The organism is Serratia bockelmannii (assembly GCF_051803255.1).
Classification (GTDB): Bacteria; Pseudomonadota; Gammaproteobacteria; order Enterobacterales; family Enterobacteriaceae; genus Serratia; species Serratia bockelmannii.
This window is the reverse complement of the sequence record NZ_CP196512.1, coordinates 1,422,808-1,434,420: the sequence shown is the minus strand read 5'-3', so window position 1 is coordinate 1,434,420 and position 11,613 is coordinate 1,422,808. Positions and strand designations below refer to the sequence as shown.

6 protein-coding genes are annotated in these 11,613 nt (G+C 61.2%); all 6 read right to left on the bottom strand.

The features are described from left to right. Positions 1-15: 15 nt before the first annotated feature. The 6 genes from urtA to ACSJLU_RS06850 all read right to left on the bottom strand — a co-directional run bounded on the left by urtA (position 16) and on the right by ACSJLU_RS06850 (position 11,546). Positions 16-1,284, bottom strand: coding sequence for an urea ABC transporter substrate-binding protein (urtA, locus tag ACSJLU_RS06875; protein ID WP_025302020.1), 1,269 nt, complete (start codon positions 1,282-1,284; stop codon positions 16-18). Positions 1,285-1,319: 35 nt separating this feature from the next. Continuing rightward, positions 1,320-2,030, bottom strand: a complete 711-nt coding sequence (locus tag ACSJLU_RS06870; protein ID WP_342096501.1) for a GntR family transcriptional regulator — start codon at positions 2,028-2,030, stop codon at positions 1,320-1,322. A gap of 14 nt (positions 2,031-2,044) precedes the next feature. Beyond that, on the bottom strand, positions 2,045-5,665 hold the full coding sequence (uca, locus tag ACSJLU_RS06865) for an urea carboxylase (RefSeq protein ID WP_342096502.1): 3,621 nt from the start codon (positions 5,663-5,665) through the stop codon (positions 2,045-2,047). Between the two features lie 2 nt (positions 5,666-5,667). Further along, positions 5,668-7,497: an allophanate hydrolase gene (atzF, locus tag ACSJLU_RS06860; RefSeq protein WP_342096503.1), complete on the bottom strand. Its 1,830-nt coding sequence runs from the start codon at positions 7,495-7,497 to the stop codon at positions 5,668-5,670. Positions 7,498-7,749: 252 nt separating this feature from the next. After that, positions 7,750-10,893 (bottom strand): right-handed parallel beta-helix repeat-containing protein, encoded by a 3,144-nt coding sequence (locus ACSJLU_RS06855; RefSeq protein WP_164068166.1) that lies wholly within the window; start codon positions 10,891-10,893, stop codon positions 7,750-7,752. Positions 10,894-11,081: 188 nt separating this feature from the next. Beyond that, a complete protein-coding gene (locus ACSJLU_RS06850; RefSeq protein WP_004939471.1) occupies positions 11,082-11,546 on the bottom strand; it encodes a DUF1456 family protein in 465 nt (154 codons plus the stop codon). Positions 11,547-11,613: the final 67 nt, after the last annotated feature.

The following is an 11,613-nucleotide window of genomic DNA, read 5'->3' as shown; positions in this document are numbered from 1 at the left end:
CGGCGCTGAGTGACGTTACTTGCCGCCTTTCACCGGGTAATCCGGTTTTTTGTCGTTGCCGGCGATATACGGACTCCACGGCTGCGCGCGCACCGGCGCTTCGGTCTGCCACACCACGTTGAACTGCCCGTTGCCCTCGATTTCGCCGATCATCACCGGTTTGTGCAGGTGGTGATTGGTCTTGTCCATGGTCAGCGTGAAGCCCGACGGCGCGGCGAAGGTTTGCCCGGCCATCGCCGCGCGCACCTTATCGACATCGGTAGTGCCGGCTTTTTCCACCGCCTGCGCCCACATGTGGAGGCCGACGTAGGTGGCCTCCATCGGATCGTTGGTCACCGCGGTGGCGTAATTCGGCAGATTGTGCGCCTTGGCGTAGGCTTTCCACTGGCTGACAAACTGTTTGTTGGTCGGGTTATCCAGCGATTCGAAGTAGTTCCAGGCCGCCAGGTTGCCCACCAGCGGTTTGGTGTCGATGCCGCGCAGCTCCTCCTCGCCGACCGAGAAGGCGATCACCGGCACGTCCGTGGCCTTGACGCCCTGGTTGGCGAGTTCTTTGTAGAACGGCACGTTGGAATCGCCGTTGATGGTGGAGATCACCGCAGTGTTGCCGCCGGCGGCGAACTTCTTGATGTTGGCGACGATGGTCTGGTAATCGCTGTAGCCGAACGGCGTATAGACCTCTTCGATATCCTTGTCCTGCACGCCTTTGCTGTGCAGGAAGGCGCGCAGGATCTTGTTGGTGGTGCGCGGATAGACGTAATCGGTGCCCAACAGGAAGAAGCGCTTGGCGCCGCCACCGTCCTCGCTCAGCAGGTATTCCACCGCCGGGATCGCCTGCTGGTTCGGCGCCGCGCCGGTGTAGAACACGTTCGGCGACATCTCTTCGCCTTCGTATTGCACCGGATAGAACAACAGTCCGTTCAGCTCCTCAAACACCGGCAGCACCGACTTGCGCGACACCGAAGTCCAGCAGCCGAACACCGCCGCCACCTTGTCCTGGCTCAGCAGCTGGCGCGCCTTTTCGGCGAACAGCGGCCAGTTGGAGGCCGGATCCACCACCACCGGCTCCAGCTTTTTGCCGAGCACCCCACCTTTGGCGTTGATCTCGTCGATGGTCATCAGCGCCACATCCTTGAGCGGCGTCTCGGAAATCGCCATGGTGCCAGAGAGCGAACTCAGAATACCGACCTTGATGGTGTCGGCGGCCTGCGCGCTCCAGGCCAGGCCCAGGCCGACAGCGGCGGCGGACAGCGCAAAAGCTTTGATAAAACGACGACGTTGCATAGTTCAAACTCCTGATGTGTGTGAAATCAAAATCGTTACGCCGAGCGCGCGGGCGGCTGAGCCCGCGCCTGGTGCAACATGTGCAGCGTTATTTTTCGCACTTCTGCCTTGCTGACGGCGATATGCTCGCCGAGCAGCGTTTGCGCCTCCCCGCTTTGCCGCCGCAGGATCGCCTGCAAAATGGCGGCGTGCTCGCGGTAGGTGGCGTCCACCCGCGCCTGCTGGGTGAAATCCAGCCGGCGAATGATGCGGATCTTTTCGGTCAGCTCGCGGTGGATGCGCGCCATTTCGCCGTTGCCCGCCGCGGCCACCAACGCCTGATGAAACTGCTCATCGTGCTGCGACACCGCCTTGCCGTCCGCCAGACGCGGCGCTTCGGTCCAAAAACGGCTCAGTGCCGCCAGCGCGTCCGGCGTTTCCCCGGCCGGGCGTTCGCACAGCCGTTTCACCGCCTCTTGCTCCAACACGATGCGCAGGTCGTACAGCTCTTCGAAGTAGGCGAAGTCGAACGGCCGCACCTGCCAGCCGCTGCGAAACAGCACCTCGACATAGCCTTCACGCTCGAGTCGAAACAGCGCCTGGCGCACCGGCGTGCGGCTGGCCGCCATGCGCTGCGCCACGTCGCTTTCGCTGAAGCGATCGCCTGGCAGCAGGCGAAACTCGAAGATGTCGGCCTTGAGCTGCAGATAAATGCGCTCCGCCAGCCCCTCCGGCCGCGCCTTGTGCTCTCCGTTGGTGATTTGCATCATCGCTCCTCCGTTCAGACCGCCTTTTCCAGCCACAGCAGGGCGTCGCCCGGCCCGACCGGCCGCCCCTGCCGGCAGCTGATGCGTTTAACGATCCCGGCGCGCGGTGCGGTGACCGCCAGCTCCATTTTCATCGCCTCGACCACGATCAGCGGCTGCCCGGCCGCCACCGCCTGCCCCGGTTCCACCAGGATCTTCCACACGCTGCCGTTCAGATCGGCGCTGACCCGATCGCCGTCGATGGCGTCTTCTTCCTCCGGCGGCAACAGCTGCGCCTCGGCCTCGTCGTCATCGCTGCGCCAGCGCGCCACTTCGGCGCTGAACGCCTGCTGCTGGCGATGCTGGAAGTCGGCGATCGCCTCGGCGTTGTCGGCCAGGAAACGGGTATAGGCGGCGAAGTCGAATTCGCTTTCTTCGATGCGCACCTGCATGCGCCCTTCACGGAACGCTTCGCGCTGCTCGTCCAGTTCTTGCTCGCTGACCGGGTAGAAGCGCACCTGATCGAAGAAGCGCAGCAGCCAGGGCTCACCGGCGGTGAACTGCGGGTTTTTGAGGAATTTGTTCCAGATCGGCAGCGTGCGCCCCACCAGCTGGTAACCGCCCGGCGAGTCCATGCCGTAGATGCACATGTACATGCCGCCGATGCCGACCGTCCCTTCGGCGGTGTGGGTGCGCGCCGGGTTGTATTTGGAGCTCAGCAGGCGATGGCGCGGATCGAGCGGCACCGCGCAGGGTGCGCCGAGGTAGACGTCTCCCAAACCGAGGATCAGGTAGCTGGCGTCGAACAGAATGTCGCGCACCTGCTCGCGTCGGCTCAGGCCGTTGATGCGCTGAATGAAATCGACGTTGTTCGGCAGCCAGGGCGCCGAGGCGCGCACCGTCTGTTGATAACGATCCACCGCCCCCAGCGTGGCCGAATCTTCGAACGCCATCGGTAGCCACACGGTGCGCGTCGGCACCTTCAGGCGGCTGACGTCCCCCAGTGCCCGTTCACGCGCCAGCAGGCGCTCTAGCAGATCGGCCTGGCTTATCCGCCGGCTGTCGTAGCGGATCTGCAGCGAACGCACGCCCGGCGCCAGCTCCGCCACGCCCGGTATCGCCTCCTCTCGCAGCGACTGCATCAGCAGATGAATGCGCAGCCGCAGCGCCAGATCGAGCACGTTGTCGCCGTACTCCATCAGGATGTAACCGTCCCCCGCCTGGCGATACGCCACCGCCGGGCGCCCGTCCGCCGCCGGCAGCGCCGCCAGTACCGCGGCGGAAACGGTCTCCGCCGGGGCCAGATCCGGCGGCGGCAGGGTGATGGCCTTCACCGCCGCCAGCGCTTCGATGCTGCCAAGCTGCGCCTGCTCCAGCGACTGCGCCTGGCGAAAGCCGATCGGATGGAACCGGATGCGGTCGCCCGACTTCACCTGCCCCACTTTCCACAGCTCGGCCTTGGCGATGGTCACCGGACAGACGAAGCCGCCGAGGCTCGGCCCGTCACGGGTCAGGATCACCGGGAAGTCGCCGGTGAAGTTGATGGCGCCGATGGCGTACTCGCAGTCGTGCACGTTGGAAGGATGCAAACCGGCCTCGCCGCCGTCCTCCCGCGCCCACTCGGGCTTCGGCCCCGCCAGGCGCACCCCGAGGCGGTTGGAGTTGTAATGCACCTGCCAGTCGGTGGCGAAAAAGGCCTCTATCGATTCAGCGGTGAAAAAGTCCGGCGCGCCGTGCGGCCCGTACAGCACGCCGATGTGCCACTGGTCGCCGTAGTGCGGGATCAGGCTGTCGTCCATCGCCTGCGGCGCGGCGATCGGCGCCGGCGTAGTGCTGGCCGCCAGCGCCGGTTGGGCGATCGCCAGCATGTCCGCCACCCGCAAGGTGCGCCCGGCGTGGCCGCCGAACTGGCCCAGCGCGAAGGTGGAGCGGCTGCCGAGATACACCGGCACGTCAAAGCCGTTGCGTACCGCCAGATAGGTGCGGCAGCCTTGCGTAGCACGCCCCAGCGTCAATACCTGCCCGGCCCGCACCGCGATCGGCCGCCAGTAGGCGACCGCCTCGCCATCCAGATCGGCCGGGCAGCTCGCGCCCGTCAGCGCGAGGGTGGCGTCGCAGTGAAAGCGCAGCGTCGGCCCCTGCAGGGTAAACTCCAACCCGGCGGCCGCCGGGTGGTTGCCGACGATGCGGTTGGCCAGCCGAAACGCGAAGTCGTCCATCGGGCCGGACGGCGGCACGCCGATGTCCCAATAGCCGAGGCGGCCGGGATAATCCTGCACGCTGCTGTAGGTACCGGGTTGCAGCACTTCGAGGCAGTGCGGCTGGAAACGCACATCGTCCAGCAGGCGCGTCCAGACGTCGCCGCGCTGAAATTGCGGCGTGGCGATCACCTGCCGCAGATAGTCGAGGTTGGTGGCGATGCCGTGCAAACGGGTCGCCGCCAACGCCACGCGCAATTTTTCCAGCGCCTGCGCCCGATCGGCGCCGTGCACGATCAGCTTGGCGATCATCGGGTCGTAAAACGCCGACACTTCGCTGCCGGTCGCCACCCAACCGTCGAGGCGCACGTCGTCAGGGAAATGCACCTCGGTCAGCACGCCGGGGCTGGGCTGGAAGTTTTTCAGCGGATCTTCGGCGTAGAGGCGCACTTCGATCGCCGCGCCCTGCGGCGCGCGTTGCAACGCCGCCCAATCCAGCGCGTCGCCCGCCGCCACCTGCAGCATGCATGCGATCAGATCCAGGCCGGTGACCATTTCTGTAACCGGGTGCTCGACCTGTAAGCGGGTGTTCACTTCCAGGAAATAAAACTCGTCGCGCGCGGCGTCATAGATAAATTCTACGGTGCCGGCGCTGCGGTAATTCACCGACTCGCCCAGCGCCACCGCCGCCCGGTGCAGCGCCTGGCGGGTCGCCGCCGGCAGATGCGGCGCCGGGGTTTCCTCCACCACCTTTTGGTTGCGCCGCTGCAGCGAACAGTCGCGCTCGCCGAGCGCCGCCACCCGCCCCTGGCCGTCGCCGAAAATCTGCACCTCGACGTGGCGCGCCCGATCGACGAAGCGTTCGATAAAGGCGCCGGCGTCGCGGAAGAACTGCTCTCCCAGCCGTTTGACGCTGTCGTACGCGTCGCGCAGCGCCGCCTCGTCGTCACAGCGCGTCAGACCGATGCCGCCACCGCCGGCGGTGCTTTTCAGCATCACCGGGTAGCCGATGCGCGCAGCGGCCGAGACCGCCTGCTCAACGCTCTCCAGCAAGCCGGTGCCCGGCGTCATCGGCACCCCGGCCAACGCCGCCAGCTCGCGCGCCCGGTGCTTGAGGCCGAACTCGCGCATCTGCGCCGCCGTCGGGCCGATAAAGGCGATGCCCGCCGCCTCGCAGGCGTCGGCAAACTCGGCGCTCTCGGACAAAAAGCCGTAGCCGGGGTAGATCGCCTGCGCGCCGGTGGCCGCGGCCGCCGCGAGGATCTTGTCGATGCGCAGGTAGCTGTCGGCGGCCTTGTCGCCGCCAAGCGCCACCGCCCTGTCGGCCTCGGCGACGTGCGGCGCATTGCGGTCGGCGTCGGAATAGACCGCCACGCTGGTTACGCCCAGGCGTTTCAGGGTGCGAATGGCGCGGCAGGCGATTTCGCCGCGGTTAGCGATCAGTACGGTAGTAAACATGTTCATGCCCCCTTAACGCTGGCGAGATAGTCGCGCCAGCCGCCAAACTCAGTGATATCCGTCGCGTCTTCCAGCGCCCAGGCTTCGCAGATAAACCCCTTCACCCGCCGGCCGTCCGCCAGCAGCAGCGTGCCGATGCCCAATGGCGCCGGAATTTCCGCCACAAACTCGCCGAAACGGGCCAGCGGGATGTCCCACAGCTCAACGCGGATCGCCGCCCCCTGCGCCGCGCGCGCCAGCCCCGGCTTCGGCGGCTCGGTATCGGCCAGCGCATACAGGCGATAGCAGGGGGCGGTAGCGGTTTGCTCCACCTGCACCGCGTCGCGCTGTGTCAGCTGGACGTTGAGCGGCATGCCGCTAAGGTGAGCGCCCACTACCGCCAGACGCACGTGCCCTGTGGACGGCGCAGGCACAGGCTGCGGCGGCAATGCCCGGCCGATAGCGCCGAGCGGCAAGGCGCTTTGCCGTTGCCAGCGCAGGCCAAACGCCGCCAACGCCCGGTCATGCCAGGCGGGCGCAATCAGGGTGATGCCCGCCGGTAGACCGTCTTCGCGCTGCGGCCCCGGCAGCGCCAGCGCGCTCAGATCGGCCAGGTTGGTGAAATTGGTGTAAGTGCCGAATTGCGAATTGAACAGCACCGGCTCCTGCGCCATCTCCGCCAGGGTGCGAATAGTGGGCGCGGTCGGCACCACCAGCGCGTCGAACGGCGCCAGCCGCTGGGCGATTTGCCGCGCCAGCTCGGCGCGCAGGTATTCCGCCTTGTAGGCGTCGCAGGCGCTGTAGCCGAGGCCGTTGCCGACGATGCCGCGCACCACCGGATCGATGGCCTGCGGGCTCGCTTCCAGCACCTGCTCAATGGCTACCGTGCGCTCCGCCACCCAGGGGCCGTAATACAGCTGTTCCGCCAGAGTGCGAAACGGCGCGAAATCGAGGGGTTCCAGCGTGGCGCCGCCCGCCTGCAGCTGCGCCAGCGCACGGTGAAACGCCCGCTCGGCCTGAACGTCGCCGAAAAACTCCAGCTGGGCGGGAACGGCGAAACGCGGTGCGGCGGGGATATCCGCCGGCGCGGTATGCGGATCGGCACGGGAATACGGGTCTGCCGCGTCAAAGCCGCTCGCCAACTCCGTCACCTGCGCGGCGTCGGCCACGGTCAGCGCGAAGACCGACACCGTATCGTTCAACCGACAGGCCGGCACCACGCCGCGGTTGGACAACCGCCCCTTGGTCGGCTTCAGCCCGACGATGTTGTTGAACCCGGCGGGCACGCGCCCCGAACCGGCGGTGTCGGTGCCGAGCGCGAACGGCACCAGGCCGCGTGCCACCACCGAGGCGGAGCCGGAGCTGGAACCGCCGCTGACGTAGCGGCTGTCGAAGCTGTTGACCACCGCGCCATACGGTGAGCGAGTGCCTACCAACCCGGTAGCGAACTGGTCGAGGTTGGTTTTACCGAGGGCGATCGCCCCGGCGGCGCGCAGGCGGGCGACCACGGTGGCGTCCGCCGCGGCCTGATAGGTGAACGCCGGGCAGGCGGCGCTGGTCGGCCAGCCGCCGACGTCGATATTGTCTTTGATGGCGAAGGGCACGCCGAACAGCGGCAGGCGGCTGAGATCGCCGGCGACTGCTTCCAGCCTTTGCGCCAGCTGTTGATACTGCTGCTCGCGCTGCGCCGGCGTGGCGAGATACAGCCAGGCGTTATCGTCTGGGCTCAGCCCGGCGACCAACGTTTCGATCGTCGCACTGACGCAGGCAAGGCGCTCGCCCGCCGGGCGGGTTTGGTAATGGTGTTGCCATTCACTGAGGGTAAAACCGCACGCTACAACAGATTCGCTCATCGGCTGAATTCCATCTGGTACACAAGATGGGATTCAACAGAGCAACCGGCGTGCCAATTTTTAATCTCATGATTTCAATGAATTATAATTAAAACTTATGACAGCGACGACGAACGGGCTGCACCAGCGGCGCGCAGCGGAAGAACAAAAAGAGTGCAATAAGGGGATGATGCAGAGGAAAATCGGGGCGACGACACTCGCCGCCCCGGAGGCCGATGTGGATAGGTCAACCGTCAACCGCAAGCTCAGCACCTACCATGTGGTGAGCGCTACCCTTCTCCAGGTATTGGCCGCCGTGCAAATATAAAAGAACGTGGAGTCTGCCGACCATTGGCCTATTTTACCGGGCGCAACGGCCGAAGCGGGGACAGCAACTCTGACACCTACAGGATCTCCGTTCACGTTCGCTGAATCATAAATATTCAACACTTTTATGTGGCCGGAGGAGAATTGGTTATTCGGCCCACCAATAGGATAAGCGCCGTTACCGGCCGGATAGATGCCATTATCCGCAACCGTTAACTGCTTGGTGTACAACCCGCTCCATTTAAATGAGGGTTGTCCTAAGGCGGTCGCGATATCCTTCTGCGGCGAAAAATCCGCCGGGGAGATGGACACGCCGCTGCTGGTCGTATTGTTATTAGCGCCAAGCGTAAACTTAGGTGAAAAACTAATTAAAGAAGCCCCGTCCTGAGCCAACCTGACGCCCGGTTCAAACCCCTGAAGGTTATTGCCTGGAGAAATGCCGCCAAAGTAATGGTAGCTGGTACTCCCTCCTTTGGCGGCATAGAACAGGTTATCGGATTCGCCCTTGATGCCATGGAAAATCGCCGGATAAGCGCCATGGCTGGCCCTGTCCGCCAAGGACCACGGAAGTTGCCTAGGAGCCATATCGGCGATTGCCGCGTTGGCGAATCTTGTCGTATTGCTCAGCATGTTATCAAACACAAATGCCGCCGCGATGCCGTTTACCGGTTCTGCAGCCACATTGTAAGTGGTATTACTCACATTATAGAAACCGCCTCGACATTCAAAAGTGCTTCCATCACTCTGAAGAATAGTTTCACCTTCGCAAGTAAACTGCCCCAGGATGTTATCGGTGTTGGTTCGGGTGAGTTTAATCGCCGTAGCGCCGACGCCACCGAACAGGTGGATATAGCAGAAACCGTTGTACCACGTTGCTCTGTTGGCGTTTCCTCTCAGCTCCAGCCCCACGCCGGCATCCGTATTTGTGCCACCATCGCCCGGATTGCCGGAGACTTTGATCTGACATTGAATTTCATGGAACCCCACGCCGTGGAAGGAGCTATCCCCGCCATTGCTCTCCATCAATATGTTGGACAGGCCGCGGTGGAACCGGCAAGAGTGAAAACTGACGAACTCGGTAAACGCACCGGCATAGCCGTTCAACAGATGTAAGTTCACAAAAAACTTCATAATCAGCAATCTTTCATGCCGCATGAAACAGGAACCATTGATCCGATAGCCGGTGCCCGTATATAACGCGCCCTTGGCCGGCGTAATCGTCACATCGCTGATATATCTGTTGGTATGGATCCCGGAACCGCCTTTCGACTCAAAACACGCATGATCATTAGACGTCGGCTTAAAGAAGAATTTCGTACTAATCCAATTTTCGCCCTCTATCGCAATGCCTTTATCTCCGGTGTAGTTTTCTCCCCCTAAATTTAAGGTATCTGTAATGTAATAGTTACCGGCAGGAACATAGAGCTTCTTGCAGCCTTGGCTAATCGCATAAGCGATAGCCTGTTTAAACGCCTGCGTATCATCCGTACCAACGCCAGCTGTATCATTCCAATCGCCCTTCGCGCCGAACATCTGAGGGGTAATGTGGGGCACGCCTTCATTCGGGAAGGAATACTGAATGAGTTGATTGCCCGTTACCCCTGCAATCGTAGAGAGAATCGGTTTAAAAGCGCAATCCCAGACGTTCTTGCCAATGAGAGTCGTTTCGTCAAATGCCCCGCCTAACTCCAGCGCCCGAGCAGGCGCAGCAAGCTTAATCACATTCCCTTCAATAATGGCGTTTTTCCCATTCAAAAAGCGGATATAGCCAAAATCAGAGTCCGTGACCCGGTTGCCGGAAAACACCGTACGGTCGCCATAGAGCTTGATCCATACCTGGCTGCTGGCCCACCCGGAGTTGGTTATCTTGTTACCGGTCATCACGCAGCTATTGGCGAACAGAGCGACCTTACAGTTATTGATAATATTGCCTGAAAGGGTCGCCTCCGTTGCGGCAATGCCATTGAAGGCCGACGTCGTGGAGGTACCACAGTAATTTAAAAAGTTATCTGCGATAACAGACTCCGCGACAGAAATATCGTTATTGCCGTGATAATCGATGCCATTCTCAACGGTATCTTCAACGTGATTCCCAATAATTCGTGAATTATTCGTAGAGATTTTGGTGGGGTTATTTACTAAGGAATAGTCTATCTGAATGCCGAACCTTTCGATCGTTTTGATGTAGTTATTAGAGATATTAATGTCACTGATTCCACCCAGCGAAATGCCATAGCTGGTATTAACAATATGGTTATTGGCAACGGTCAGGTTAGTGAATGAATGAGGCGTGCCGGTCACTTCATTATTCAATGTCACCCCGCCCCCTCTTTGCGTATGCCCGGCCCCAGCGGGTTTAGCGGGTTTATGTCCATCATGAATATGATTGTTCACAATCAAGATGTCATAAGCATCTCGGTTCACGCCCGTTTTCAGCAAGATCCCGTCACCCTGATGATTCGTCAGTTCGTTATTCTGGATTGTAATATGGCGTCCGCCACGAACGGCGATAGGTTCTTCACCCAGATCTTTAAGTAAATTGTTCTCAAGGGTAACTGACGTACAGTCAGAAAGGCCCAAAGCATCGGTATGCATGCTGATGACGCAATTTCTCACGGTGAAGTTTTCACAACGGGTGAAAGCCATGCCGGTACACGCGCGAGTGGCATACCACCAAATAGGATCTGCATCTTTCTGAGTCACCTTTCTCGTGATCCTCAGATCTTCCACGATGAAATTCGACTGTTCCACGGTATTAAAAATATTGATTTGAGGCGTATCGTCATCCAGGTGAATTTCACCACCGCCATAAATATGGCAGTTGCTGGGGATCTGTAGAGGCTGCCAAGCCGAACCCAACGTCAACCGATAGACATTCGCCATTCTGACCTGGCGTTTTTTCATCGAGTTAGCGGCGTCAATCGCCACTTTAGCGAACATGGCGCTGACGGCATCTCTATCGTCAGCCAGGCCATCGCCTACGGCGCCGAACTGTTCAGGGGTATATTCAGCGAATTCGCCGCCGTCATTGACCTGAGCGGCGGCATTTTTTGTGTTGAACTGTGGATCTTCTTTTGACATTTGAGCCATTGAATTACTCCTCTGGATTTTACGTTTCAATCGACATTGAACGAACCCTAGAAAAGTAAACGGACGGGCGGCTCGCCCTCCATCGATGACGGGTGGCTGAGGGCCAGTACAACAACGGCGAGCGGGAGAGCGGCAATAAAAAAGGCGCAACCTTGCGATTGCGCCTGATGTTCGGTGAACGCTGCGCGTTACTCGCCGCGAACGCGCTGCGCCAACCCTTTGAGGAAGTAGCGCAGCATCTGATCGCCGCACGGGCGGTAGTTCTTGGTGCCCTCTTTGCGGAACAGCGCGCTCAGCTCCGGCTTGGAGATGCGGAAGTCCACCGCGGTGAAAATCTGATGCATGTCGGTGTCTTTCAGCTCGAACGCCACGCGCAGCTTTTTCAGCACCAGGTTATTGGTGATCGGCAGTTCAACCGCCGGCGCCGGGAACTTGTCGTCCTTGCCGCGCTTGAAGAACACCAGGCCGTTGAGGAAGTGCGCCATCACTTCGTCAGGGCACTTCTCGTAGCCCGGCTCGCCTTCTTTGATCACGTAAGCGTCCATCGCCGACACCGCCACCTCGAAATCGTCCAGTTTGATAATCTCGACCATTTTGGCGTTGTTAATGCTCAGCATATAGCGCACGCTGCGCAGCACGTCGTTGTTCATCATGGGATTGCATTGCCTTTACTTGTCTAACGGGGACGTGCGCACATTGCGAAACGAAATGACTGCCACA

Coding starts and splice junctions, on each gene's coding strand:
- urtA (WP_025302020.1), bottom strand. CDS start 1,284: ATGCAACGTCGTCGTTTTATCAAAGCTTTTGCGCTGTCCGCCGCCGCT.
- ACSJLU_RS06870 (WP_342096501.1), bottom strand. CDS start 2,030: ATGCAAATCACCAACGGAGAGCACAAGGCGCGGCCGGAGGGGCTGGCG.
- uca (WP_342096502.1), bottom strand. CDS start 5,665: ATGTTTACTACCGTACTGATCGCTAACCGCGGCGAAATCGCCTGCCGC.
- atzF (WP_342096503.1), bottom strand. CDS start 7,497: ATGAGCGAATCTGTTGTAGCGTGCGGTTTTACCCTCAGTGAATGGCAA.
- ACSJLU_RS06855 (WP_164068166.1), bottom strand. CDS start 10,893: ATGGCTCAAATGTCAAAAGAAGATCCACAGTTCAACACAAAAAATGCC.
- ACSJLU_RS06850 (WP_004939471.1), bottom strand. CDS start 11,546: ATGATGAACAACGACGTGCTGCGCAGCGTGCGCTATATGCTGAGCATT.